This is a genomic window from Hoeflea sp. (genome assembly GCF_039975035.1).
Lineage (GTDB): Bacteria > Pseudomonadota > Alphaproteobacteria > Rhizobiales > Rhizobiaceae > Hoeflea.
In genome coordinates this window covers 1-26,171 of sequence record NZ_JBDWHW010000069.1, presented here as the reverse complement: position 1 = coordinate 26,171, position 26,171 = coordinate 1, and the positions used below count along the sequence as shown (strand labels likewise).

Annotated in this window: 25 protein-coding genes and 1 riboswitch; of the genes, 6 read left to right on the top strand and 19 right to left on the bottom strand. The window is 60.5% G+C overall.

The window, feature by feature from the left end; translation table 11 throughout:
• Positions 1-147 precede the first annotated feature (147 nt).
• Together ABJN75_RS05830 and bcsN are read left to right on the top strand one after the other, a co-directional pair.
• Entirely contained in the window at positions 148-2,193 is a 2,046-nt protein-coding gene (locus ABJN75_RS05830; RefSeq protein WP_348437702.1) for a hypothetical protein, read from the top strand.
• Positions 2,194-2,197: 4 nt separating this feature from the next.
• A complete protein-coding gene (gene bcsN / locus ABJN75_RS05825) occupies positions 2,198-3,133 on the top strand; it encodes a cellulose biosynthesis protein BcsN (RefSeq protein ID WP_348437701.1) in 936 nt (311 codons plus the stop codon).
• Positions 3,134-3,190: 57 nt separating this feature from the next.
• Here bcsN and gcvP read toward each other — a convergent pair whose 3' ends face one another.
• From gcvP to gcvT, 3 genes are read right to left on the bottom strand one after another with little or no spacing between them, the layout of a single operon-like run.
• Positions 3,191-6,043 (bottom strand): aminomethyl-transferring glycine dehydrogenase, encoded by a 2,853-nt coding sequence (gene gcvP / locus ABJN75_RS05820; protein WP_348437699.1) that lies wholly within the window; start codon positions 6,041-6,043, stop codon positions 3,191-3,193.
• Positions 6,044-6,045: 2 nt separating this feature from the next.
• The gene (gcvH, locus tag ABJN75_RS05815; protein WP_348437697.1) at positions 6,046-6,408 is read right to left on the bottom strand and encodes a glycine cleavage system protein GcvH; all 363 of its coding nucleotides are present in this window, start codon (positions 6,406-6,408) and stop codon (positions 6,046-6,048) included.
• Positions 6,409-6,431: 23 nt separating this feature from the next.
• Positions 6,432-7,571: a glycine cleavage system aminomethyltransferase GcvT gene (gene gcvT, locus ABJN75_RS05810; RefSeq protein ID WP_348437695.1), complete on the bottom strand. Its 1,140-nt coding sequence runs from the start codon at positions 7,569-7,571 to the stop codon at positions 6,432-6,434.
• Positions 7,572-7,716: 145 nt separating this feature from the next.
• Positions 7,717-7,804: riboswitch (glycine riboswitch) on the bottom strand.
• 314 nt (positions 7,805-8,118) lie between these two features.
• Between gcvT and ABJN75_RS05805 the strand changes: the two genes are divergently transcribed.
• Both ABJN75_RS05805 and ABJN75_RS05800 read left to right on the top strand, forming a co-directional pair.
• Positions 8,119-8,493 (top strand): antitoxin Xre-like helix-turn-helix domain-containing protein, encoded by a 375-nt coding sequence (locus tag ABJN75_RS05805; RefSeq protein ID WP_348437693.1) that lies wholly within the window; start codon positions 8,119-8,121, stop codon positions 8,491-8,493.
• Positions 8,490-9,179 (top strand): RES family NAD+ phosphorylase, encoded by a 690-nt coding sequence (locus ABJN75_RS05800; RefSeq protein WP_348437691.1) that lies wholly within the window; start codon positions 8,490-8,492, stop codon positions 9,177-9,179. Before ABJN75_RS05805 ends, ABJN75_RS05800 begins: the two co-directional genes overlap by 4 nt.
• Positions 9,180-9,285: 106 nt before the next feature.
• On the opposite strand, the gene ABJN75_RS05795 is transcribed toward ABJN75_RS05800, so the two are convergent.
• From ABJN75_RS05795 to ABJN75_RS05730, 14 genes are all read right to left on the bottom strand, one after another.
• Positions 9,286-10,137: a metal ABC transporter permease gene (locus ABJN75_RS05795; protein WP_348437690.1), complete on the bottom strand. Its 852-nt coding sequence runs from the start codon at positions 10,135-10,137 to the stop codon at positions 9,286-9,288.
• On the bottom strand, positions 10,134-10,997 hold the full coding sequence (locus ABJN75_RS05790) for a metal ABC transporter permease (RefSeq protein ID WP_348437688.1): 864 nt from the start codon (positions 10,995-10,997) through the stop codon (positions 10,134-10,136). Before ABJN75_RS05790 ends, ABJN75_RS05795 begins: the two co-directional genes overlap by 4 nt.
• Positions 10,994-11,920, bottom strand: a complete 927-nt coding sequence (locus ABJN75_RS05785; RefSeq protein WP_348437686.1) for a manganese/iron ABC transporter ATP-binding protein — start codon at positions 11,918-11,920, stop codon at positions 10,994-10,996. Before ABJN75_RS05785 ends, ABJN75_RS05790 begins: the two co-directional genes overlap by 4 nt.
• On the bottom strand, positions 11,917-12,807 hold the full coding sequence (locus tag ABJN75_RS05780) for a metal ABC transporter substrate-binding protein (protein WP_348437684.1): 891 nt from the start codon (positions 12,805-12,807) through the stop codon (positions 11,917-11,919). The genes ABJN75_RS05785 and ABJN75_RS05780 overlap by 4 nt, the downstream gene beginning before the upstream one ends.
• Positions 12,808-13,007: 200 nt before the next feature.
• Positions 13,008-14,111 carry a branched-chain amino acid ABC transporter substrate-binding protein gene (locus ABJN75_RS05775; protein WP_348437682.1) on the bottom strand — a complete coding sequence of 368 codons (1,104 nt, stop codon included), beginning with the start codon at positions 14,109-14,111 and terminating at the stop codon, positions 13,008-13,010.
• 170 nt (positions 14,112-14,281) lie between these two features.
• Positions 14,282-14,632 carry a DUF6867 family protein gene (locus ABJN75_RS05770; protein WP_348437680.1) on the bottom strand — a complete coding sequence of 117 codons (351 nt, stop codon included), beginning with the start codon at positions 14,630-14,632 and terminating at the stop codon, positions 14,282-14,284.
• 116 nt (positions 14,633-14,748) lie between these two features.
• Positions 14,749-15,480 (bottom strand): ABC transporter ATP-binding protein, encoded by a 732-nt coding sequence (locus tag ABJN75_RS05765; RefSeq protein ID WP_348437678.1) that lies wholly within the window; start codon positions 15,478-15,480, stop codon positions 14,749-14,751.
• Positions 15,477-16,460 (bottom strand): ABC transporter ATP-binding protein, encoded by a 984-nt coding sequence (locus tag ABJN75_RS05760; protein ID WP_348437676.1) that lies wholly within the window; start codon positions 16,458-16,460, stop codon positions 15,477-15,479. Before ABJN75_RS05760 ends, ABJN75_RS05765 begins: the two co-directional genes overlap by 4 nt.
• Before the next feature lie 11 nt (positions 16,461-16,471).
• Positions 16,472-17,827 (bottom strand): high-affinity branched-chain amino acid ABC transporter permease LivM, encoded by a 1,356-nt coding sequence (gene livM / locus ABJN75_RS05755; RefSeq protein ID WP_348437675.1) that lies wholly within the window; start codon positions 17,825-17,827, stop codon positions 16,472-16,474.
• Positions 17,827-18,753, bottom strand: a complete 927-nt coding sequence (locus ABJN75_RS05750) for a branched-chain amino acid ABC transporter permease LivH (RefSeq protein WP_348437673.1) — start codon at positions 18,751-18,753, stop codon at positions 17,827-17,829. The genes livM and ABJN75_RS05750 overlap by 1 nt, the downstream gene beginning before the upstream one ends.
• 238 nt (positions 18,754-18,991) lie before the next feature.
• Complete coding sequence (locus ABJN75_RS05745) at positions 18,992-19,771, bottom strand: cephalosporin hydroxylase family protein (protein WP_348437671.1); 780 nt, start codon at positions 19,769-19,771, stop codon at positions 18,992-18,994.
• A complete protein-coding gene (locus ABJN75_RS05740) occupies positions 19,758-20,483 on the bottom strand; it encodes a WbqC family protein (protein WP_348437669.1) in 726 nt (241 codons plus the stop codon). The genes ABJN75_RS05745 and ABJN75_RS05740 overlap by 14 nt, the downstream gene beginning before the upstream one ends.
• Before the next feature lie 148 nt (positions 20,484-20,631).
• Complete coding sequence (locus ABJN75_RS05735) at positions 20,632-21,804, bottom strand: glycosyltransferase family A protein (RefSeq protein ID WP_348437667.1); 1,173 nt, start codon at positions 21,802-21,804, stop codon at positions 20,632-20,634.
• A complete protein-coding gene (locus ABJN75_RS05730) occupies positions 21,801-23,003 on the bottom strand; it encodes a glycosyltransferase family A protein (RefSeq protein ID WP_348437665.1) in 1,203 nt (400 codons plus the stop codon). The genes ABJN75_RS05735 and ABJN75_RS05730 overlap by 4 nt, the downstream gene beginning before the upstream one ends.
• Before the next feature lie 193 nt (positions 23,004-23,196).
• Here ABJN75_RS05730 and ABJN75_RS05725 point away from each other — a divergent pair, with 193 nt between their 5' ends.
• Positions 23,197-24,411: a mandelate racemase/muconate lactonizing enzyme family protein gene (locus ABJN75_RS05725; protein ID WP_348437663.1), complete on the top strand. Its 1,215-nt coding sequence runs from the start codon at positions 23,197-23,199 to the stop codon at positions 24,409-24,411.
• Between the two features lie 33 nt (positions 24,412-24,444).
• Here ABJN75_RS05725 and ABJN75_RS05720 read toward each other — a convergent pair whose 3' ends face one another.
• Positions 24,445-24,837: a VOC family protein gene (locus ABJN75_RS05720; protein WP_348437661.1), complete on the bottom strand. Its 393-nt coding sequence runs from the start codon at positions 24,835-24,837 to the stop codon at positions 24,445-24,447.
• Positions 24,838-25,037: 200 nt separating this feature from the next.
• On the opposite strand from ABJN75_RS05720, the gene rpe reads away from it, so the two are divergent.
• On the top strand, positions 25,038-25,700 hold the full coding sequence (gene rpe / locus ABJN75_RS05715) for a ribulose-phosphate 3-epimerase (RefSeq protein WP_348437659.1): 663 nt from the start codon (positions 25,038-25,040) through the stop codon (positions 25,698-25,700).
• Positions 25,701-25,781: 81 nt separating this feature from the next.
• Here the strand turns inward: rpe and ABJN75_RS05710 are convergent.
• Positions 25,782-26,171 (bottom strand): solute carrier family 23 protein (locus ABJN75_RS05710; protein ID WP_348437657.1); only part of this gene is annotated, 390 nt, incomplete at its 5' end.

Below are 26,171 nucleotides of genomic sequence, written 5' to 3'. Positions count from 1 at the left end.
CTTTGCGATCTGGCTTGGCCGGGCCGTTCCCGGCGCTGGCGTGAGGACCGATCCATGAGGTATTCCAGCCCTTGCTTGATCGCGGCCCGATCCGGCCAGCACACCTGTTCCCAAGACAGTGCGGTGCGCAGAGGAACGTTGAACCTGATGCGCGCTCTCGCCGGCGCCTCTCTGCTGGGATTGGCCAGCGTTGTGTCAGGCGTTGCGGGAGATTCCGCGCAGCTGATTATCGCCAGTGCCGGGCAAGCTTTTCCCGCCGATGTCGGCGGCGATTTGCCGTTGCAAGCTGCCGCAACACCTGGGGCGGCGGGTGCGGGGCCAGTGCTTGATCCGGTGCAGACCGCAGCGCTCTACTACTACGCCAAGGAACGTCAGATCGACCGGGTCGAGGCCGAAATCGCCCGTCTGCAGGCGCTGCATCCAGGCTTCGTTCCGCCGCAGGATCTCTATATCGCCGCCGACCGGATCGTACCCGACGAAACCAGCCTGTGGGACATGTTTGCGGTTGATGATTTCACCGGCATCGACGCCGAGATCATCCGGCGCAAGGCCGAAGATCCGGCCTGGGAGCCGACGGCCGATTTCCAGACAAAGCTGATTCGCAAGAAGGTCCGCGTACGCATGAAGGAGCTTGCCGAAGCCAGGGACTGGCCGGCACTGATCGGCGTTTCGGCGGGTATCGACCCCGCCACGGAACCCGACGTGGATCTTGTCTGGATGCGCATTGACGCCCTGTCGGCCGCAGGAGACCGGGATGGTCTCGCAAGGACGCTGCGCGGGCTTCTGGTCCGCCAGGGCAAGGAGCGTCTGCCCGACGAGCATCTGATCGTAACCCTGCAGAAGGCGTTGCGCGATTTTCCGGCTGACGAGATCCGTCTGTTGGCGGCAACGCTGTGGCCGGAAAATTCCGGGCTTTATCCGCCTGCACCATTGCGGCTTGATCTGGCGCGCAAGGAAGTGGCCGAATTCAATGCCGTAAAAGACGCAGCGCCGGTCTCGCCTGACAGCTTGCGTTTGCTGGCGGCGGAAGCCGGCAACAGCCGCAGACCCGAAGACCTGTCACTGCTTGGCTGGCATGATCTGAAGGCGGAAAATCCCCAATCGGCGGAAGCGTGGTTTTCCCTTGCCATCGAAGTGGCTCCGGATCCGGAGAACACCAAGGGCCTGTATCTGAGCCTTGCGCGTCAAAAGGATGACAAGAAGGCCTATGAGTTCGCCGCAAGCCATCTCGAGGCTCTGTCGGATGATCCGGTGTTCCTGATGAATGTCCTGTCGCCGCGCTTCGGAAAGCCTGACGAGGGCGCAGTCAGCGCCGATGCGGTTCTCGCCTATTCCACCGCCATTCTCGAGACAAGTGCTGCCGATCACGCCGAAATCCTTGGCTGGTACGCCTACAATTCACGTCAGTTCGATGCCGCCCAGGCCTGGTTCGGCCAGTCCCGTGGCTGGGAGGAGACCCCCGACCGGGTCAAGGGGGAGGCGCTCACCCTGCTGCGGCTGAAGAAGAAGCAGGACTATGCCGCGCTGAAGGCCGAGTTCGCCAGCGTCTATCCCGAGATCTGGGCGGAAATTTCCGACGCACCGGCCCCCAAGGGCGGCAAGGCTGCATCGGTTGGAGAGCCGGCTCCCGGCGTCAAGTCCAGCTATGTCAGGCATTTTGAAGCCAGGAACTACCCTGCCTGTCTTCGCGACATCGACCGGCTCGGTTCCGCCGCCTCAAAGCCCTCGATTGCGGTGATGCGCGGCTGGTGCGAACTTGGCCTGAAACGGTTTGGCGATGCGCGGAGTTCTTTCGAGGCAGCCATGGCCGGATCCGGGCAGGTCCGTTCCGATGCGATCTACGGCACCGGTCTCGCTCTTCTGGGCGCCCGGCTGACCGACGAAGCCGAAGCGCTGATTGCGGCCTGGCCGCTGTCGACGGCGCGGGATCGCGAGCTCAAGGCTGAAATCTATTACCAGCGCGCCCGTTCTTCGTTCGATCACGAGCAGTTCGACCGGACCCTGCATGCGCTCGATGCCCGCGCCAGCCTGGTGGCTGAATCGCGTGACCTGATGCAGATGCGCGCCTGGGCCCATTATCATCTGGGGCAGTCGGAACAGGCCAAGGCCATCTTCCGGCAGCTCAACATGGTCATTCGTGACACCGGTTCCGTGGCCGCCATGGAATTGATCAACACCAAAGAGGGGAGATAATCCCATGATCCCGCGTTTGCTGGCCATGATGGCCTTGGCGCTTGCCACGACAGGATGCGCGACCGGGGATGACCCCGCCATGTTCACCAGTTCGATAAAGCCCGTTGCCCCGACACTGATCGCCGATGTGTCGCCCGAGTTTGCCGCAGCCTACCTGCCGCAGGTCGCCGGTCGCGTTGAATCCATCCGGCAATCCTCAAAACACGATCAGATATTCCAGAGCATTCTCTATCCCAACGCCGGATACGGCGATGGCGAGAATGAACTGAAGGTATCGATTGCGCCGCCCTCGACCGGTTCGTCCTATTATCAGGCTCCGACACAGCGCCAGCTCGTCAGCGAAATGCGTACGGCGCTGCCGGACGTCAACATGCGCATATCCAATGCCGTTGGACAGAACCCGCACGGCCCGTTCGGTTTTGCCACCGGTCAACCGGCCGCCGGTGGCTCCTGCATCTTTGCCTGGCAGACCGCTGCCGACATCGGCCGTTCCGACCAGACCGGTTTCGGCCGCTTGATGCGGAAGAGCTATGCGGCCAAGGTCAGGCTCCGTTACTGTCATCCGACGATGAGTGAGGGGGCGTTGATCTCGTTGATGAGCGGTCTGCGGATTCGCGAAGTCTCCGACACCACGATGGAGATGCTGCGGTTCGCCGAAGGTTCCGGCGTCACAGCGCAGCCAAGCTATGCGGAAGAGCGGGTTCAGGCCCGGCCGGTGACCGCACCTGCAAAGCTTGCCGCCGCGCCCGCGCGCAAGCCGGCTGGCGACGACATTGCCATGCCTGTGCGCAATGCGCCCAGGGTGGTCAAACCCGGTGAGCTGGCAGGCTATTCAGGTGCACAGAAATCCAAGCCGGTTGTGCTGGCCGAAGCCGCGCCGCAATCACAGACGATCGTGAAAGCCCCGGTCATTCCGTTGCCGGGAGATCTGGACCGCTGACAAAATGCAACGAGGCGGCCGTAACAGCCGCCTCTTTGCTGATCAGGGACCTGCTGCCTATTCGGCGGCCTCGGCATAATCCGTCATCGGCGGGCACGAGCAGACCAGATGGCGGTCGCCATAGACATTGTCGATCCGGTTGACCGGCGCGAAATATTTGGCGGTGCGCATGGCGCCGGCCGGAAAACAGGCCGCCTCGCGGTCATAGGGCCGGTCCCATGGCCCGACCAGATCCTCGATCGTGTGCGGTGCGTTCTTGAGCGGATTGTTGTCGCGGTCGAGCTTGCCGTCCTCGATGGCTTGCGCCTCGTCGCGGATCGCCAGCATGGCCGAGCAGAACCGGTCCAACTCTGCCTTGACCTCCGATTCCGTCGGCTCGATCATCAACGTGCCCGCCACCGGCCAGCTCATGGTCGGCGCGTGGAAGCCGCAATCGATCAGCCGCTTGGCAACATCATCGACGGTGACGCCTGCACTGGTGGCCAGCGGACGTGTGTCGAGGATGCACTCATGCGCCACCCGTCCGGCTGACGAGGTGTAGAGCACGTCGTATGCGCCCTTCAGCCGTGCCGCGATGTAGTTGGCGTTCAGGATCGCGATCCGGGTTGCCTGGGTCAGGCCTTCGCCGCCCATCATCAGGCAATAGGCCCAGGAGATCGGCAGGATCGAGGCCGAACCGAAGGGAGCGGCGGAAACCGCGCCCGGCTTGCCGTCGGTCTGGCAATGGCCCGGAAGGTGCGGCGTCAGATGTGCCTTGACCCCGATTGGCCCCATGCCCGGCCCGCCGCCGCCATGGGGAATGCAGAAGGTCTTGTGCAGGTTGAGATGGCTGACATCGGAGCCGATGTCGCCCGGCCGCGCAAGACCAACCAGCGCATTGAGATTGGCGCCGTCGAGATAGACCTGCCCGCCATGCTTGTGAGTGATGGCGCAGACCTCGGTCGCGGTTTCCTCAAACACCCCGTGGGTGGACGGGTAGGTGATCATGCAGGCCGCAAGGTTGTCTGCATGAAGCTCGGCCTTGGCGCGGAAATCATCAAGATCGATGTCACCATTCTCGCGGGTGCCGACCGCCACCACGGTCATGCCGGCCATCTGCGCCGAGGCCGGGTTGGTGCCATGTGCCGATGTCGGGATCAGGCAGACATGCCGGTGGCCCTGTCCGTTGGCGCGATGCCAGGCGCGGATTGTCATCAGCCCGGCAAACTCGCCCTGCGCGCCAGAATTGGGTTGCATCGAGATCGCGTCATAGCCGGTGATCTGGCACAGCTTGTCCGACAGATCGTCGATCATCTGCTTGTAGCCCAACGCCTGGTCGGCGGGGACGAAGGGATGAATGTCGGCAAATTCCGGCCAGGTAATCGACAGCATTTCCGCTGTCGCATTGAGCTTCATGGTGCACGAGCCGAGAGGGATCATGGTGCGGTCCAGCGCCAGATCCTTGTCCGACAGACGCCGAATATAACGCGTCATTTCGCTTTCGGCGCGGTTCATATGGAAGATCGGGTGCTCGAGATAGCGCGATTTGCGCGCCATCGGATCGGGGATGACCGGCCCGGCAAGAAGATCCCTGAACTTCAGGTTTCCGCCAAACGCCCGCCACACGGCTTCCACGGTTTCCGGCCGCGAAACTTCATCAAGCGCGATGCCGATCCGGTCGTCACCAACCTTGCGCAGGTTGATGCCTTCGCGCCTTGCGGCTTCAAGGATTTCGGCTTGACGGCCTTCGGCGAACACGGTGACGGTGTCGAAGAAGATCGCCGGGTCAATGATGAAATCGAGCTGCTTCAGCCCCGCTGCAAGCGTGGTGGCCTTGGTGTGAACGCGGCCGGCGATCGCCCGCAGGCCCACAGGCCCGTGAAACACCGCGTACATCGAAGCAATGACGGCCAGCAGCACCTGCGCGGTGCAGATGTTGGAGGTGGCCTTCTCGCGCCGGATATGCTGCTCGCGGGTCTGCAACGCCAGCCGGTAGGCCTGGTTGCCGCGCGCATCCACAGTAACGCCGACCAGCCGGCCCGGCATCGAGCGCTTGTAGGCATCTTTCACCGCCATATAGGCCGCGTGCGGACCGCCATAGCCAACCGGCACGCCAAATCGCTGCATCGAACCGATGGCGATGTCGGCGCCCATTTCACCGGGTGATTTGAGCAGCGTCAGCGATAACGGATCGGCGGCGACGATGCCGATAGCCTTTTCTTCGTGCAGTTTTGCGATGACATCGGTGAAGTCATGCACATGGCCATAAGTCCCCGGATACTGGAACACCGCGCCGAACACAGCGGATGCATCGAGTTCAGTAAACGGGTCACCGACAATGACCTCCCAGCCCAGCGGCTCGGCGCGGGTGCGGATCACCTCGATGGTCTGCGGGTGACAGTGATGATCGACGAAAAACGCGGTTTGTTTGGATTTAGAGGCCCGCTCTGCCATGGCCATGGCTTCCGCTGCCGCTGTCGCTTCATCGAGCAGCGAGGCGTTGGCAATATCGAGCCCGGTCAGATCGGCGACCATGGTCTGGAAGTTCAAAAGCGCTTCCAGCCGTCCCTGGCTGATTTCCGGCTGGTAGGGCGTGTAGGCTGTGTACCAGGCCGGGTTCTCCAGAATGCACCGCTGGATCACCGGCGGCATGATGGTGCCGTGGTAGCCCTGACCGATCAGCGACAGCATCACGGTGTTCTTGCGCGCTGTGGCCTTGAGATGATCAAGAACTTCGCGCTCGCTCATCGGATCGCCGAACGCCAGCGGCGCTTTCTGGCGGATCGAGCCCGGAACGGTCTCGTCGATCAAGGCATCAAGCGACGCGGCGCCGACCACCTTGAGCATGTCGGAGATCTCCGCCGGTGACGGGCCGATATGGCGGCGGTTGGCGAAGTCATAAGGGTCGTAATCGGTCAGGGTGATGGTCATGGTCAGCCAATCATTGCTTTGTAGGCGGTTTCATCCATCAACTCATTGGCGCTACTGGCATCATCAAGCTTGAGCTTGAAGAACCAGCCCGCACCTGCCGGATCGGAATTGACCAGCGACGGATCATCGGTGATGGCCTGGTTGACCTCGACGATTTCGCCTGCGAGTGGCGAATAGACATCCGACGCCGCCTTGACCGATTCCACGGTTGAGGCGTCGCCGCCCTTGTCGAGCTTGGCACCGACGTCAGGCAGTTCGACAAACACCAGATCGCCCAGTTGCTCGGCAGCGTGTTCGGTGATGCCGACGGTCGCGATATCGCCCTCGATTTTCAGCCATTCGTGATCTTCGGTGAATTTGAGCATGGTGGAGCTGTTCCTGTCTTGAATTAGCGTTTGTAGGTGGAGGGAACGAAGGGCAGGGCGGCGACAGTCATTTCAAGCCGTTTGCCGCGCACTTCCGCATATATTTTCGTACCGATGGCAGTCAGGCTTGACGGCACATAGCCCATGGCGACGGGCGCGCCGGCGCTGGGGCCGAATCCGCCCGAGGTGACAGTGCCGATGGCCTCGCCGCCGGTTTCGTGTTCGAAAAGCTGAGCATCTGCCCGGACCGGGGCCTTGCCGGCGGGCTGTAGTCCGACACGGGTGCGGCTGGCGCCGTTTTCGAACTGGTCAAGAATGACATCTGCGCCCGGAAACCCGCCCCCGCGCTCTCCGCCCTTGCGACGGACCTTCTGGATCGCCCATTTGAGATTTGCCTCGACCGGCGTTGTGGTCTGGTCGATGTCGTGGCCGTAAAGGCAGAGCCCGGCTTCCAGCCTGAGCGAATCGCGCGCGCCAAGCCCGATCGGCGCGACCCGATCATCCGACAACAGCAAACGGGCGATACGGTCGGTCTCTTCCGCCGGGAGCGAGATTTCGTAGCCGTCCTCGCCGGTGTAGCCCGAGCGCGAAACCACGGCCGGAACCCCGGCGATTTCAAATTCGGCAACGTCCATGAACAGCATGTCTTCTGCCTCGGAGGCATAAGCCGCGAGCGCGCTTTCGGCTTCCGGTCCCTGCAGTGCGATCAGGCCGCGGTCGAACTGCGCTTCGATTTCACAGGTGTCTGACAACGCCGCCTCGATACGGGCGAGATCATCATGCTTGCAGGCCGCATTGACCACCAGGTAAAGATGATCGCCGCGGTTGGCGACCATGAAGTCGTCTTCGAGGCCGCCCTTGTCGTTGGTGAAAAGCCCGTAACGCTGGCGGCCGGGTTTCAGGCCGGCGACGTCGACCGGGGTGATCTTTTCAAGCGCCAGAGCGGCATCGCGCACGTCGCCGCTTTTGGCGCGGATCAGGATCTGCCCCATGTGCGAGACATCGAACAGTCCGGCTTGCTCGCGGGTGTGAAGGTGTTCCTTCATCACGCCCATCGGGTACTGGATCGGCATGTCGTAGCCGGCAAAGCCCGCCATGCGTGCGCCGAGCTCAAGATGCAGGGAATGAAGCGGGGTCTTTAGAAGGTCAGCTGTGGTGTCCACGCTGCAGTCTCCATCTGGGTGCGGGCGAAGCGCGCGCACGGGCCAATCGTCAGGTGCTGGACACCTTCAAAAAGCCCCCTCTGTCCTTTTGCCTGAGATTGTTATCCCTTCGGCAGACGCGAGACGCGCCATTCTCCAGAGTCCGAATATTCCGTTGGTCCTTTTGCCTGAGAGTTTCCGGGGCGGTTGCTCCTTCGGCACCGGATCGCTCCGGCTTCTCCCAACGGGATAGGAATACCTATGCTGAATCTCGCGTGGAAGGCAAGAGGGAGTTGGTGGGGGAGGCTAAGTTTGCGCGTTGATTTATAGTCCCGGACAAGGGGTGGTCCCATGCCTTGCCGGCGCGGCTATCGGTGTCTGGCCATCAGGGTTCGTTGCGAGGGGCCAGCCGGAAATCTTTGTCCGGTCTCCAGATCCGATAAGGAAAATCGCGGGGTTGTTTCGGGTCGAGTTGATTTCAAAATTTCATATGGTCTTGAAAAATGGATCATATGGACTTATTGTCAATGTAGAGCTGCAAAGGGAGTGTGCTGTGGAAAGCCATGTCATGGAACGCGTTGCACCCGACCGGCAAACGGTGGCGCTCAAGGCTTTTGCGCGGATTGCCGATGCCTGGTCGTTGACGCTGCGGGAAGCGGCGGGGCTTGCGGATATGTCGGAGTCGACGTGGAAACGCGCGAAGAAACCGGGATTTGCCGGGGATCTGACACAGGACCAGATGCTGCGCCTCAGCGCGCTCATCGGCATCTACAAATCGCTGGAGCTCTACTTCAACGAGCCAATTGCCGGTGAGTGGGTCAAGCTGCCCAACCGGGGCCCGGAATTCGACGGCGCACGGCCTGTCGATGCGATGGTTGCGGGCGGGTTGCCGAAGATCCTGCGGGTGCGCGGAAATCTCGACGCGCTCAGGGGCGGCGTGTGAGGATCACTTCGGTCAATGACCGCGGGCTGGTCCGCCTGATTTCCGAGACGCACCACAAACCACCTGTCCTGCGCGGACTTGTCGATACCGATGAGGAAGCGGCGATCCTCGCCGAGCTTGAGGGTGAGACCAGCGCCCGCCTGATCGCGGAGCGGGAGGGCAGCCCTGCACTTGACCGTCGCGAACTGGCCTTCGCCCGACGGTCGCATGATCTGAAGCTGTATGGTCAAAGCCATATCAACGCGGCGTTCACCTATACAAGGCCAACCGGAAACCGCTTCAACAGCGGAGATCGGGGCGCCTGGTACTGTGCCTGGGATATGCTGACAAGTGCGCAGGAGGTTGGGTTCCACAGGACGCGCGAACTGGGGTTCATCAACCGATACGAGGACGAGGCGCGCTATGTCGAGCTTCTGGCGGATTTCATCGGCGATTTCCCGGACCTTCATGGGAACGCGCATCCGGCGCTTGATCCGGAACCCGGCACAGGCTACCCGGCAGGGCAGGTGTTGGCCGCCAATCTGCGCCGGGAAGGCCACCGCGGGTTGATCTACCCCTCGGCGCGCCATGCCGGAGGCCGGTGTTTCGTCGCTTTCGACCCGAGTATCATTCAGAATGTCCGTCCCGGAGCAAGCTGGAAACTGGTGTGGAGCGGTGCGCCCGAGTTTGCAATCGAGGGACTGTGAGATTTGGACAAGGCCGGCCGGAGGCGGCGAGCCTCTGGGCCAGGTCGAAACAACCCTCTCGTTCGAGCCTTCCTCGGTAAGGCCCGGTTACCCGCCATCCAAAGCTCTACCCCCGCACCATCCGCCGCATCCGCATATCCCGTATTTGGCTCACCACCAGCGCCACAATGAAAAACCCGGTCATCATCAACACCATGGTTGGCGCCGGTTCGCTGTCGATGTGGTAGCTTAGGAAAATGCCGATGAGCGCGCTGAGGATCACCGAGCTGACCGCGACCGTCAGCATGCCGGCGAAGGTGCGGGCCACCAGAAAGGCGATTGATCCCGGGGCTACCAGGAGAGCGATCGACAAGATGATGCCGACGGCCTTGAGGCTGGCGACGATCATCAACGCGATGGCCGTCAGCAATCCGTAATGCAGCCAGCCGGTGCGAAGCCCGATAGCGCGCGCATGCAGACCATCGAAGGCCTGGGCGACCAGATCGCGCCATTTGGTGATCAGGAATGCGCCGCACAGACCCGCCAGCAGCGCCGTCGCGCCAATGTCCGCCCAGCTGACGCCGAGCATGTCGCCAAACAGGATGTGGTCGAGATGCAGGCTGGAACGCACGCTGACATGCAGCACGATGCCAAGGCCGAACATGCCGGAGAACACGATGCCCATCACCGTGTCCTCCTTGACCCGGCTGTTGGCGTTGAGCCAGCCGGTGGCCACCGCGCAGAACAGGCCAGCGGCAAAGGCGCCGATCACCAGCGGCAGGCCGGCGATATAGGCCATGACGATGCCCGGCAGCACCGCATGGCTCATGGCGTCGCCCAGCAGCGACCAGCCCTTGAGCACCATCAGGCAACTCATCGCCGCCATCGGCATGGCGATCAGCAAGGTGATCAGAAACGCCTTCTGCATATAGGCAAAGCGGAACGGATCGATGAGAAAATCCATGAGCGCGTCCATCATGCGGCTTCCGCGTCGGGTTGGGCGCCGCGTGCCTTGGCGCGTTGCGCCAGAAGCCCGTGCCGGGGTGCGAAGACGAAGGCCAGAAGGAACAGGCCGGTTTGCAGCATGATCACCACGCCGCCGGTGGCGCCGTCGAGGAAGTAGCTCAGATAGACCCCGACGAAGGAGGTGACCGATCCGATCGCCACGGCAATGACGATCAGCCTCGGGAACCGGTCGGTCAGAAGATAGGCCGTGGCGCCCGGTGTCACCACCAGTGCGATCACCAGAAAGGCGCCGACCGTCTGCATCGCCGCCACGGTGGACCCCGCCAGCAGGGTGAAGAATACGATCTTGAGCGCCGTGGCACGGATGCCGATGGCGCGTGCGTGACTCTCATCGAAAAACACCAGCATCAGATCCTTCCAGATCACCGAGAGCACAGCAAGCGTGATCACGCCGATGATGATCAGTTGCGTGGTGTCGGCGGGCGTGATTGCCAGCACATTGCCCAGAACAATGGTCTGCACGTTGATCGGCGTCGGCGAGATCGACACCATGAACAGCCCGAGAGCGAAGAACGAGACGAAGATCATGCCGATTGTGGCGTCTTCACGCAGCCGGGTTCGCGAGCGGATGGCGAGCATGGCCGCCGCCGCCAGACCGCCTGCGAGAAACGCGCCGGCCGCAAACGGCAGGCCGAGCATGTAGGCGCCCGCGACGCCGGGCACAATCGAGTGCGAGAGCGCGTCGCCGATCAGCGACCAGCCCTTGAGCATCAGATAGCACGACAAAAACGCGCAGATAGCTCCGGTCAGCGCCGACACCCACATGGCGTTGACCATGTAACCGTAGGAAAAGGGTTCAAGCAGCAGGCTCATTTGCTCTTGTCCTTGCCGGTGGCGCCCTTGCCGGCGCCCTTGCCGTTGCGGGCCTTGCGCCCGGCATCTCCGTATATGACGAAGGGCCGTTCGTCATCGGTCAGAACGGTCAGTTGCCGGTGATCGTCGTCATCGTGCAGATCCTGACCGCCGAGCACGAAATGCCGCAGCACGCCGCCAAAGGCTTTTTGCAGATTGGCCTGGGTGAAGACCTCGCCGGTCAGTCCTTCGGCCAGGATGCTCCGGTTGATCAGCACCGCGCGGTCGCAGAATTCCGGCACGCTGCCCAGATTGTGGGTAGAGACCAGCATCACCCGTCCCTCCGTGCGCAGATCCTTCAGGAGTTCGATGATCTGCATTTCCGTGGTCACGTCGACCCCGGTAAAGGGTTCGTCAAGCAAGATGACCTGACCTTCCTGGGCCAGCGCGCGGGCGAGAAACACGCGTTTCTTCTGGCCGCCGGACAACTCGCCGATCTGGCGTTTGCGGAACGCGGTCATGCCAACCCGTTCAAGCGACTGGTCGACCGCCGCACGGTCTTGCGGACGCGTCATCCGGAGAAAGTTCATGTGACCGTAGCGGCCCATCATCACCACATCTTCGACCAGTACCGGGAACGACCAGTCGATCTCCTCGCTTTGCGGCACATAGGCCACCAGATTGCGCCTGAGTGCTGCGGAGACCGTCAGTCCCATGATGCTGATCCCGCCGCCGGCCAGCGGGACGAACCCCATCAGCGCCTTGAACAGGGTCGATTTACCGCTGCCGTTGATCCCGACCAGCGCCGTGATCGAGCCTCTCGGCACCGAAAACGTGGCGCCGTCCAGCGCCCGGTTTCCGTTGCGGTAAATCACCGAGATATCGTCGACGTCGAGACCGGCAGAATCAGAGGCGAGGGAATTGATCGATGCGGGTAGGGTCATGGCTTGGCCGTCAATCCGGTTAAGATGGTCTCGGATGTCACTCTGAGCAGGTCAAGATAGGTGGGAACCGGACCGTCCGGCGGCGACAGGGAATCGACATAGAGCACTCCGCCATAGGCCACCCCGGTTTCCCGCGCCACCTGCTGGGCCGGCTTCGGCGACACCGTGCTTTCGGAGAAAATCACCGGAATGTCGTTGTCGCGGATCAGATCGATAATGCGGCGCACCTGTTGCGGCGAGCCCTGGCTGTCGGCATTGATCGCCCAGATCGAGGCTTCCTTGAGGCCGAAGTCGCGGGCCAGATAGGAGAAGGCGGCTTCGCTGGAGACAAGCCAGCGCTTCTGTTCGGGCAGCGCCTCGATGGCGGCGCGGATCGGTGCGAAGGTCGCCGCGATCTCGGCCTTGTAGGTTTCGCCGTTGGCGGCGTAGGCATCGGCATTGTCCGGGTCGGTTTCAGACAGGGCGCGCACGATGTTATCGATATAGATCATCGCGTTACCGGGCGACATCCATGCATGTGGATTGGCCCGGCCCTCATAGGCGCCCTCGGCGATCATGATCGGTTCGACGCCATCCGACAGGATATAGGCTTTGACGTCGCCGAGATTTTCCAGATAGCGCTCGAACCAGGTCTCGAGGCCAAGGCCGTTCCACAGCACCACATTGGCGCCAAGTCCGCGCTTGATATCGCCCGGTGTCGGCCGGAACATGTGGATCTCGGCGCCTTCGCGGGTGATAGAGACCACCTCCGCATGGTCGCCGGCGATATTGCGGGCCATGTCGGCGAACACTGTAAACGATGTGAGAACCTTGATTTGCGCCAGTGCCGGCGATGCCGGAGCAAGGCAGAGGGCGATGAAAAGTCCGAGAATGGAAAAGGGGCGCATGCTTTCTTCCTGCGAATGGTTTGCAAGTGCAACCTATGCATATTCCGCAGACTGTCAACGCCTTTGCAAATCATTTGCAAATAGAGGGTCCACCTGCAGTGCCTTGTCAGTCCGCACCGGCGCTCCCCACAACAGACAATAAAAAAACCCCGGCGCGACAACGCCGGGGTTCCAATCGGTCTGTTCAACTGAACCGAAGACTATTCGATTTCAGCGTAGGTGCCGTTTGACCATTTGTAGAAGACGTAGCCCGGAAGCGAAACGTCACCCTTGGCGTCAAAATTCAGATCGCCAAGCACGGTGCTGAAGTCGCCGGTGTTGAGGGCCTCGCGGACCGCGTCATAGTCGGTCGATCCGGCAGTGGTGACAGCCTGCGCATAGGCCTGAATGGCCGCATAGGTGTACATCACGTAGCCTTCGGTGGTCTTGCCGGCATCCTGCAGCGCCTTGACGACGGTAGCAGCGCCTTCACTCTTGGTTGGATCCGGCGAGAAGGTCATCAGCGTGCCTTCACCGGCATCACCGGTGATTGCCCAGTACTCGTCGGTAACCAGAGCGTCGCCTGAAACCAGAACAGTAGACATGCCCTGTTCTTTCATCTGGCGCGCCATCAGGCCGGCTTCGGTGTGGTAACCGCCGACATAAAGCACGTCGATGCCTTCCTGCTTCATCTTCGAGACGAGAGCGGAATAGTCCTTCTCGCCAGCAGTGTAGGCTTCGTACATGGCTGCAGTGCCACCGCCGGCTTCAAACGAACCCTTGGTGGCGTCCGCAAGACCCTTGCCGTAGGCGGTCTTGTCGTGAACGAAGGCGATCTTCTTGCCTGCAAAATTCTTCAGCAGATATGCTGCTGCGGTTTCACCCTGCTGGTCGTCACGACCGCAAACGCGGTAAACGCCGCCATCGGCACCGCCCGGACGCTCATCGGTGAAGGTCGGGTTGGTCGAAGCCGGCGAGATCTGGATGATGCCTTCGTCGGAATAGACAGCCGAAGCGGGGATCGAGGAGCCCGAGCAGAAGTGACCTGCCACGAACACAACGCCGCTACCAGCGAACTGGTTGGCGACAGCAACAGCCTGCTTCGGGTCGCAAGCGTCATCGCCGATTTCGAGCTTCAGCATTTCGCCGTTGACGCCGCCTGCGGCGTTGATGTCGGCGACAGCCTGCTCGGCGCCAATTTTCATCTGTTCCCCGAAGGATGCGTATTGGCCTGTCATCGGACCAGCGGTCGCAATAACAATTTCAGCCGAAGCTGAAGACATTGCGAAGCCAAGCGCGGCTCCAGCCAAAAGAATCTTCTTCATGTTAACTCCCAGCAACGCCTGTTCGTTTCCTGTCACCGGTGCCGCAGGCGCTGACGGTGTTCGGCCGCCGGTGTGGGGGGCGTTCTGCCCCGTGTGCAACCATCTAAGCCGATCTATTCAAAGAAATACAGATCTTTTTTGATGGTGTTTCAGACCGATTTGGCAAGCGGCTAATTGCTTTTCTGGCGCCAGCCGAAAGGTCCTGAACGAGTAAACGCGAAACTGTACTGCTGCGCAATTTGTCCGGCGCGGGTGAACCGCATGCCGAGAAAGGCGAAGATCATGATGACCAGGAAGTCGATCACGAAATAATAGCCCGACAACAACGTTCCTTCAAACAGTGCGAAATGGATGAAGCGGACGGCCAAGCCCAAAATCACCATATACCAGGCCAGCTGCAATGGAGTTCTCCAGGTCGAGGCCACGGCCCGCCCGGTCATCCAGGCGGTACCGCCGCCAAGGATCATTGTCACAAAGATGAACTCGAAGATCGAGACTTCCCAAAAGAGGCCGTTTTCCATGTCCTAAATCCTTGTCGCAGCCCATGGCTCAACCAAACGGCATGGGTCCGTTGACACTTCAATTGTGCGCTTGTCCACTAAGCTCAAACCATCCCATCGAAACGCGGCATGCATCATCAGTGAGCCCCGCCTTCCAGATAGGCTGCGCGAACTTCATCGCGCTTGAGCAGTTCCGCGCCGGTGCCTGACATGGTGATGTTGCCATTCACCATCACATAGCCCCGGTGGGCGAGTTTGAGCGCGTGGAACGCATTCTGCTCAACGAGGAAGACGGTCAATCCCTCGTTTGTGTTGAGTTCCTTGATGATCTCGAAGATCTGCTTGACGATCAGCGGGGCGAGACCGAGTGAGGGCTCATCCAGCAACAACAGCTTTGGCCGGCTCATCAGCGCGCGCGCAATCGCCAGCATCTGCTGTTCGCCGCCCGACAGCGTTCCGCCACGTTGCCCGGCCCGCTCCTTGAGGCGCGGAAACAGGTCATAAACACGTTTCAGATCGTCGTCAAAATGGTCTTCGGAAACCAGTTGCGCGCCCATCTGCAGATTTTCAAGCACCGTCATTCTGCCGAAAATGCGACGCCCTTCGGGTGACTGCGCCAAGCCCATCCGGATGATTTCATGCGTCGGCATGCGGGTGATGTCCTGCCCGTCGAAAATAATCTCGCCGGCGCGTGCCCTTGGGTTTCCGCAGATCGTCATCATCAGGGTCGACTTGCCGGCCCCGTTGGCGCCGATGAGTGTGACTATCTCGCCTTTCTTCACATCGACGTCGGCGCCGCGCAGGGCAACGATCTTGCCGTAATAGGTTTCAACACCACGAATAGTCAGAAGGTTCTGGTCGCTACTCATGACCGGCCTCCTTCACCGTTCTCGGCAGGCTTATTCTTGGCATGATGAATGACCGGCATGTCGATGCTTTCCTCGACAGCCGCGACCTCGTCTTCATCGACGCCGAGATAAGCTGAAATAACTCTCGGGTCGTTCTTGACGAAATCCGCATTTCCGTCAGAAATCTTCTGGCCGTAATCGAGCACCACCACGTGATCCGATATTTCCATGACGACGCCCATGTCATGCTCGATTAGCAGGATGGAGGTGTCATGATCCTTGCGGATGTATTGCAGCAGATCGTTGAGTTCCGTTGATTCGCGCGGGTTGAGGCCAGCTGCGGGCTCGTCAAGACAGAGCAGATGCGGCCGGATGCACATGGCGCGGGCGATTTCGAGCCGCCGCTGCGCGCCGTAGGGCAGATCCGCAGCCGGATCGTCGGCCCTGTCGATCAGGCCGGTCTTTTCAAGCCAGTAGGCGGCGAAGTCGATCGCCTCGGCACGGGCTTTCCTGTATCCGGGCAGATTGAGAATGCCGCCGATCGTCATCGACGAAGCAAGCATCAACGGATTGTGCTGCGCCACCAGAAGGTTTTCCAGCGCAGTCATCCCGCCGAACAATCGAATGTTCTGGAACGTGCGGGCAACCTTGGCGCGTTTCGAGATTTCGAAATCCGGCATGCGTTCGAGCAGGAATACGCGGTTGTCACCATCATCGTTGAATTGGCGTCCGGTGCGCGTCAGCGCTTCGATTTTTTCTGCCTGGAACCCTTCCCCGTGCCGCATCACGATGCGGCCTTCGGTCGGTTTGTAAAAGCCGGTGACACAGTTGAACACGGTGGTCTTGCCGGCGCCGTTCGGCCCGATAAGAGCGGTGATATCGCCGCGGCCGACATTGAAGCTCAAGTCGTTGATGGCGACCAGGCCACCGAAGCGCATGGTCAGATGCTCAACCGACAGCACCACATTGGTGTCCCAGTTGTGCGCGGGGGTCGTTTTCATTGCGGTTTCCATCAGTGGCCCTCACCTTGAGCGACCATGTCCGAGCCGATCTTCTTGCGTTCCTTGTAGACCGCGGAAGGATTCCGGCTCGAGATGATGCCGCGCGGCTTCCACACCATGATCAGCACCATGGCCAGACCGAAGATCAGCATGCGGTACTGGGTGGGTTCAAAATCGGGTCCGAAGATTTCCTTGAGGAAGCCAAGGTTTCGCAGGACTTCGATGCCGCCGATCATCACCACCGAGGCGATCACGACGCCCACCTGCGAGCCCAATCCACCCAGAACCACTATCGCCAGAATGATCGCCGATTCGAGGAAGGTGAAGCTTTCTGGCGAAATGAAGCCCTGCCGGGTAGCAAAGAACGAGCCGGCGAACCCGGCAAACATCGCACCGATCGCAAAGGCGGTCAGCTTGGTGTTGGTGGTATTGATACCCAGTGACCGGCAGGCGATCTCGTCTTCGCGCAGTGCTTCCCAGGCGCGACCGATCGGCAGCTTGCGCAAGCGCAACGTGACAAAATTGGTGATCAGGGCGAGCAGGAGAATGATGTAGTAAAGATAGATGAAGCGATGGATTGAATCGTAATCCAGGCCGAAGAAATCGGCAAACCCGCCTTTTCGGACGAAATCCAGGCCAAAAAAGCTCGGCTTCGGAATTCCGGAAATTCCGTCAGGACCGCCGGTGAACTGATACCAGTTGAGCAACACCACGCGGATGATTTCCCCGAACGCCAGCGTCACGATGGCGAGGTAGTCGCCGCGCAACCGCAGCACCGGAAAGCCCAGGATAATGCCCCAGGTTGCGGCCAACAGACCGGCCAGCGGCAGCGCCGTCCAGAAACCGATGTCAAGATACTGGGCCAGGAGAGCAAACGAATAGGCGCCGACCGCATAGAACGCCACGTAACCGAGATCGAGCAAACCGGCGAGGCCGACTACGACGTTCAGTCCCCAGCCAAGCATGACATAGGTCATGATCAGGATTGCCAGGTCGATGAACTGCCGGTCGCGACTGGGAAACAGGGCCATGACGATGAACGGCAGGCACATCGCCAGGAGCAGCAGCACCGGGCCGATGAAACGCCCGATGGTGCCGGTCAGGCCGGATGGAAGATTGATCTTGATCCCGCTTGTGACAGGCTTGGTGGCCTTGAACACAAACAGGTTCAAGAGCAGGCGCACGCCGAAGGTGATCGCAATCGCGATAAACCAGAGGCCCCACCGGTAGGTCAGTTCAAGACCGCCCGTGACGATATCGGTTCTCAGTGCAAAGAAGAAAAAACCCAGCACTGCGACGAGGATCGCGGCTATCGCCGCGTCCTTGACGGATTCGGCCATAGGGGCCGGTTGATGAGAGGCGGTCATTAGACTTTCTCGACTTCGGGTTTACCAAGCAAACCGGATGGCATGAAAATCAGGACGATCACCAGGATGGAGAAGGCGGCGACGTCCTTGTATTCAACTGTGAAATAGCCCGACCAGAAGACTTCGATCAGGCCGATCAACAGGCCGCCGAGCATCGCGCCGGGAAGCGAGCCGATGCCGCCGAGCACCGCTGCGGTGAAGGCTTTCACACCAGCCAGGAAGCCGATGTAGAAATCGATCACCCCGTAAAGCAGCAGGAACATGAAGCCGGCAACCGCGGCAAGGGCTGCGCCCATCACGAAGGTCAGCGAAATGGTGCGGTCGACATTGACGCCGAGCAACGAAGCCATTTTCTGGTCCTGTTCGCAAGCGCGCTGCGAGCGGCCCAGCGATGTCTTGGCGATCAGCAACGAAAATCCGATCATCAGGGCCAGGGTGGTGGCGATGATGATCATCTGCATATAGGACAGCTGCACCGCGATGGTGCCGTTTTCGGTCACGCCTTCGATGAGGGTGATGCCGCCCTGGATCTGCGGCTGCAGCGGCTTGACCCGCGCGCCTTGCGTGATCTGCACGAAATTCTGCAACACGATCGACATGCCGATCGCGGTGATCAGCGGCGCCAGGCGGAACGATCCGCGCAATGGCCTGTAAGCCAGCCTTTCCACGGTCCATCCCCAGGCGGAGGTGAAAAGCATGGACACCAGAAGCGTGATAAACAGGATCAGCGGGAGCGCGGAGATGCCAATGGCAACCAGTGCCAGGAATGTCGCCAGCGCGATAAATGAACCGATCATGAAAATGTCGCCATGGGCGAAATTGATCATGCCGATGATGCCATAGACCATCGTGTAGCCGATGGCGATAAGCCCATAAATCGAGCCCAGGGTGAGCCCGTTGATAAGCTGTTGAAGAAAATATTCCATGAGGTAGCTGTCCCTCTCGTCTTTTTATGGGGGGCGCTTGAATTGCACCCTCTTTCCCCTGTCAAAGTCTATAGCGCGTTTTTCTGAAGTGAAAACAACAAAAGTTTCGACTTTCCACGAATTCAGTTTTTCAATCGGTTTAATAAAATTCGTTTAGTGAAAAATCCTGTTTCCGGGGCAAAAATCCGCGAATACCGCGAAAAACACTCACGCCTCGCTCCGTAGGCTCTGGCCAGCGTCAGCCAATCCGCTTGAGAAATCCGTCCGGGGCCACCGTGATCAGAAGTTTCTTGTCGATGCGGCTGTCGATTTCGAAGCATGCATTGTTTTTCAGGAAGGCATGAACCGCTGATTTCGGACTGTTGCCGGGACCCCAGGGGCGGTCGGTTGACAACTGTTCGGGCATGTCCTCGACCAGAGTGTCAAAGACAATGCAATAGCTGCCCGGGGTGACCAGCGGCGCATAAGCTTCCAGTTCCGCCAGCACGTGGTCATGGGTGTGATTGGAATCCAGGCACACCAGAATTCGCTTGTAGCCCGAAGCGATGTCCCTGACCTTTGCAACCGTCTCTCCGGTTATGCTCGAGCCTTCGATCATCTCGATGCGCGCAAACAGCGGATGCGCCTCGATTGCCTCGCGATTGTGCGGGCGGATGTCGATATCGATGCCAAGCACCTTGCGCGCCGGTTTGCGTGGATCCAGCATTTCACCGCGCTCGGTGGCGTCACACAGGTCCAGCAGCGCCAGCAGGGAGGCCGAATAGATCAGCGATCCGCCATGGGCGATGCCGGTCTCGATAATCAGGTCTGGCCGGACTTTCCAGACCAGTTCCTGCAAGGCCCAGGCATCATTGGGAAGCTGGATCGCCGGACGACCGAACCAGCTGAAATTATAGGTCCATTTGTAGGGCGTTGCTTCGCGCACCCAGATCCGCGACAGCGCCTGCAGATCGGCGTCGCCCGCCAGCCCGTCGATGTTCTTCTCCACTTCGGCGCGGAATGCCTCATGAGGATCCATGTACAAATTCCTTCCAATCCAGTGTCGGTGACGCGATCTTCGCCAACCCCTCGCGGCCGCAATTGGCGACCAGGTCCAGGCCCGTGACATGAGGCGTGAATACGCCGTGAGATTGCCGGTAGGGCATGCGTTGATAATCCATGTAGGACACCGACACGCCGTTGGCCTCGAACAGTTGATGATCGAGATAGTTGCGGGCGCCATGTCCCGTGATGTAGTCGTTGCCGGCAACCGCCTTGACCAGCGCCAGCACGCGGGGGCTGCCTGAACCGTCGATGCCGAACTCGCGCGAATCGCAAAAACGGGTCGTCTCATCCAGTCCAAAATATCTGCACAGCGCCAGCATGCTTTCGCGCGCCAGCGCCGATACGGTTTCATGGTTCCCGTCTGTTACCGAAGCTGCGAGGTCGAGTGCGTCGGAGGCATATGGGGCGCCATCGAAACTTTGCGAAAGCAAAGCCAGGTGACGGTCGCGCCAGGTCCGCGCAGGTTGAAGCCGCACCTCGTCGATTGTCTGCCCGAGCCGATGATCTCGCAGCGGCGCGGTCATCCAGACCATGCCGCCCGGTGTCTTGACCTGAACCCGGTTGCTGAAACTGCCCTTGGAAAACTGCACGTCGTCATAATGGATGAAGACATCGCAGAGACGGATCTGTTCAAGCATCCCCACCCAGGGAAAGTACATCGACTGGCTTATGACCACCCTGCTCATGGTCACGCAGATCCGCCGGAAAGCAAGGCAGACGCACCGGTAAGGCGATCGACCCTGACGGTCTGCGATGCGAACCAGAATGCCGTCAAACCCATGTGGATGGTTCCCGTTGGTGGCCGGTTGCGGTGCGCCGTCCTGCGCACCCGAACTAAGATGCGAGACGGCTTTCCAGAAGCCGCACCGGGAAAAGCATGCTGTCGATCAGCTCGTAGTATTCGGCGGCGGTCTGCGTGTTTCCAATGGCCATGTCGAAATGCAATTGCGCGTCGGTGTGCCCCTGAAACCGCGGAACATCCGAACGGAACTTGTAGACCGGATTGAATTGTTTGAGTGCTTTGGTTCCGCGCCAGCTCTCGATGGCGGCCGCGTAGCCCGCCTTCTTTTGGTCAAACCAGGCGCGGTTGGCCTGCAACTCGCAATCCTTGGCGCACGCGGCGATGAAATTGTCTTCCCAGCCGTTCAGCTCAATCCCGTAGCGTTGTTTGAACCATTCGATTGTGTGGCCCACCGAACTTGTAATCCCGAGCCCGATCGGGAATGGAAAATCCCTGGCTTCCAGTTCGCCGTCGTTTTCCTCCATGAAGGCCTTGAGATGCTGTTTTCCAAGGTCCGGATCGCGCAGTCCCATTGAATTGGAAACCTTGCAAGCGCCCGACACTGACAGCGGGCGTTCCCAGTAGATGCAGAGATCGGCCATCATCACCGTCTTGCAAATGCTGTCATAATCCACATTCGGGTGTTCGAAATAGCGGTTGGAGAAAGCATCGCGGATCCGCTCCATGAGGTCTTTCTTGAGCGCGCCGTGATAAGCCCCGAACGAACATTTCGGCCGGTCCTTGGCATCTTCCCAAAAGAACATTTTGCGCATCAGGTCTTCTTTGGTCAGATGGGCCAGATGGCTGCCGGTGGGGAGTGACGTGAATTCACGGTGTGTTCGCGCTTCCGGCCAAACGAAATGGGATCTGCCCCAGGAGAATGCATCCACTTTGGGCACGCGCTTGCTGGTCACCCGCAAGGCTTCGCACAGTTCGGGATCGATATAGTCGTCATCACCCATGAAGCTGACCCATTCGCCACTCGCGTGCGGCGGCATGCGTTCCCAGTTGGATCGCATGGAGAGCGGCTTGCTTTCGGGAGCGAGCAGGCGAAGCCGGCTGTCATTCATCTGTGCAGCAAAATCTGCCAGTACAGACGCATCATCGGAATTGTCACCAAGCAGGATCTCGAAATCCTGCCGTTCTGACGCCAGCATGTGGCGGACCGCATCCATGGCATAGCGTTGGCGGTTGCGGGTCGGAATGCAGATGGTCAAAAGGGTCATCGCGTGAACACCCGGGCGCCGCTGGCGACAACTTCGACCGGCAGGACGGCGTGTTCTCCGAAGCGATAGAATTCGGCGGGAGTTCGCGACGGTTCCGCATCTTCGCGGACGTAGAGATAGTCCCTGAGCACCCCGGTCATTTGGTGGGCCGAGGGCTCGCCCCGGAACGGTTCGGGTTTGAAGAAGTCACGCCATTTCCCGCCATCCCAGACATCAAAGCCGCGCTTGAAATAGGCAACCTTGTCCAGGTAATCGTTTTTGTCGACGGTATTGACGCACTCGTCCATCGCGGCGCGCGCGAAATTTTCGGGAAATCCGCTCAGATCGATCCCGTAGGTGCGGCAGAACCAGGAGGTTGTCGAGGCCACGGTTGAACAGATCGACGCGCCCTTGTCGCTGATCGGAAAGGGAAAGACCGGGTCGTCCATGTCGACTTTACCCTCGGTTTCCTTCTTGAAGATTTCGACGCGTTCGATTTTTGTCTTTTGCGATCTTGTTCCCGCCGAGTTCGACGCGGCGCAGGCGCCGAGAACCGAGAGTGGCCTCTGGCAATGCACCATCATACGGGCTTCGCGGATGGTCTTGCAGTTGCTCTCGAAGTCCACCACCGGATGCTCGAAATAACGGTTGCCGTATTTGCGCTTGATGCGCTCCATCAGCGATTTGCGCAGCGCGCCGTGATAAATTCCGAACGCTGCCGCCGGCCGGCGGTTGCCTTCGATCCAGCGGTACAGCCGGTCCTGAACGTTGGATTTGACCGCCACATAGGTGTCATGGGTGACCGGCACCACCGAGAGCGCAGGAACCGGCCGGTTGTCCGGCCAGTTGTAAATCATCCGCGACCAGCTCACCGACTCGACTTCCGGGTAGAGCCGTTCGTAGTATTTGAGTATCAGCACAAGCTTCGGATCGATGTAGTCATCGTCGCCGATGATCGAGACCCAGCGCCCCTTGGCTTCGCCCGCCAGCCGCTCCCAATTGTCGACCATCGGCAGCACGGCGTCTTCAGGGCCAATCAGGCGGAAGCGGGAATCATTGAGTTCGTGGGCAAAGAAGTCAGCCAGCACCGAACCGTCGTCGGAATTGTCGCCGACGATAACTTCGAAATCCGTGCCCTCGTTTGCTGCGAGCGCGCGGATCGTCTCGATGCAGTAAACCTGCCTGTTGCGGGTAGGCAGGCAGATGGAAAGTTGAATCATCTGGTTTCTTCGCGTGAGGCCTTTGGCGCTCACCCTGTCAGGCCAAGCTTGCCCGATGCTTGCCCCAATGATTGCTTTCCGGCTGCGCAAAGCCATGGCTGGTCCACAAGAGTTGCGCCGAAAGGGGACTGGATTTCAAGGCTGAATCCTGATCGAGTGCGACCAGTTTCAGGTGCATGTCGCGGAGTTGCCTATGAAAATCACCGATGTCCGGACCTTTGTGGTCGCCAACCCGCCGCCGCAGGCCGGAGGCCGCTATTTCCTGTTCGTCAAACTGACGACCGATGGCGGTGTCGTGGGCTACGGCGAAGCCTATGATGCGGCATTCGACCCGCATCTGACCGCGAAACTGATGGAAGACGTGGCATCTCGCTATCTGGTTGGCAGGGATCCGCACGACATCGAGACTTTTTTCCGGCTTTGTTATTCCTCCGGGTTTTCGCAACGCCCCGACATGACCATGATGGCCTGCTGCTCGGCGCTGGAGATGGCCTGCTGGGACATTATCGGCAAGGAGGCGAGCCAGCCGGTGCACAAATTGCTCGGCGGCCGGGTGCATGAGGGCTTGAGGTCCTACACCTATCTCTACCCCGCTACCGGCAGCGCCGATCCGCTGTCAACCGACAGCCCGAACAATGTCTACAACGACCCCGACCTTGCCGCCGCCGCAGCCCTTGAAGCCGTGCGGCAGGGCTTCACCGCCGTTAAATTCGATCCGGCGGGCCCTTACCGCGTGCAGGGCGGGCACCAGCCGTTGCTGACCGACATTGATCTGTCGGCCCGGATGGTTCGTGCGGTGCGGGAAGCCGTCGGCAGCCGGGCCGACATCCTGTTCGGCACCCATGGCCAGTTCACCGCCGCCGGCGCCATCCGCATGGCCCGCGCCATCGAGGCCGCCGATCCGCTGTGGTTTGAGGAACCGGTGCCGCCCGACCAGATCGCCGCCATGGCCGAGGTCGCGCGCGCCACTTCGATCCCGGTCGCCACCGGCGAGCGGCTGGTCACCAAGCACGAGTTCGCCCGTGTCATCGAGGCCCGCGCCGCCGCTATCCTGCAGCCCAATCTGGGCCGCTCCGGCGGGCTGCTCGAAACCAAGAAGATCGCCGGTATGGCCGAGGCGTTCGGCATCCAGATCGCGCCGCACTGCTATTGCGGACCACTGGTCGCCGCCGCAAATATCCAGCTCGCCGCCACCCTGCCCAACTTCCTGGTGCTCGAATCGATCAAGACATGGGACGGCTTTCACGCCGAGGTGCTCAAGAAGAAAATCGAGTGGGACGACGGTTATGTCATCCCGTCAGACGAACCCGGACTAGGTGTCGAGCTTGACGAGGCTGTCTGCGAAGCCAATCCGTGGAGCGGCGACATGTTGCATCTGGAGATGACCCGCGAACCGATCCGGGCTTGAACCAGGCGGGCGCCAAATCAATCAGGGCCAGTGTCAGGTCAGGCTGCCCTGATCCCATTCCGGATCGTCAAAGCTCTGGATCTCGACGCGGTAGCCATCCGGCGAATGAAACAGAGAGCTGTAGACGCCGAACTCCTTGCTGTGCTCGGGACCGCTGACATAGCTTACGCCCTTGGCCTCGAGGAAATCGCGCCAGCCGTCGACATCGGGCGAAACGATGGTCAGCGTCACGCCGGCCGTGCCCCGCGGCCGGTCGGGCAGGTTGCAGATGCCGATATAGCTCAGCGGCGTCAGCCGGTAGATATGGCAGGCGCCCTGATCAACGACGAAATCGAGCTCCATGACCTCCCGGAAAAACCGAGACCCGCGTTCGAGGTCATCGGTGTAGGTGAACACGATGGAATGGCTGATTGGCGGTCTGGTCATCGCTGGCTCCTGTGAATTGCCGCCCGAACCTGCCTGCAGGGACATGATTCGGGCAAGGGGCACAGTGCTTTGCACAGGCTTTCGCCGGACCCGGCTTGACCTTGGCGCGTCGGATCGGGCAAACCGCTGCCCATCACCTTGGGGCGCAGCCGTCCCGAAGCCAAGGCCAGACCTGCAGGCCAAGTTCAAAGGAACCCGCCGTGACCCGTCCCGTGCTGATTGCCCCGTCCATTCTTTCGGCTGATTTCTCGCGCCTCGGCGATGACATCGAAGGCGTCATGCGCGCTGGCGCCGACTGGATCCACCTCGATGTGATGGACGGGCATTTTGTTCCCAACATCACCTTCGGCCCCGGCATCATCAAGGCCGTGCGCCCGCGGACTACCGCGGTGTTCGATTGTCATTTGATGATCGAGCCATGCGATCCCTATCTCGAGGCCTTCGCCGATGCCGGTTGCGACATCATTACGGTGCATGCCGAAGCCACCAAACACCTTGACCGTTCGCTGCAGGCGATCCGGGCGCTGGGCAAGAAGGCCGGCGTCTCGCTCAATCCGTCGACCCCCGAGAGCGTCATCGAATATGTGCTCGACCGTCTTGACCTTGTCCTGCTGATGACGGTCAACCCCGGCTTTGGCGGACAGGCCTTCATCCCGGCGGTGATCGACAAGGTGGCGCGGGTGAAAAAGATGATAGGTGACCGGCCGATCCACATCGAGATCGATGGCGGCGTCACCACCAAGACCGCGCCGCTGGTGACCGCCGCCGGTGCCGATGTGCTGGTCGCCGGATCGGCCGTCTTCAACGGTGCGGGCGAAGTCGACTGGGCCAGGAATATCACGGCCATTCGTCAGTCCGTGTAAGTCGTGCGCACCGCCTGAGCGGTTTTCCTTCCAGCACGAATCCCCCGGCGCAAACCGGGGGGGGCATCACTTGCGCCGGACTCAGTCGTCGAGATTTTCGGGCAGAACCATGTTGAGCACGATCGCGATCAGCGCTGCGGGCAAGAGACCGCTGGTCAGCAGGATCTGGGCGGTCTTGCCCAGATGCTGCAATGCCTCGGGCACCAGTTGCAGGCCGAAGCTGATCGACAGCGCCGTGGCGAAGATCACCATGTTGCGCCGGTTCCAGTTGACATCGGACAGCATGTTGACGCCGGCTGCGCAGACCATGCCGAACATCACGATCACACCGCCGCCCAGCACATTGATCGGCACGGTGTTGATCATCGCGCCGATCTTCGGAATGAAGCCGCATATGATCAGGAACACCGCGCCGATGGTCACCACATGACGGCTCATCACCCCGGTCATGGCGATCAGCCCGACATTTTG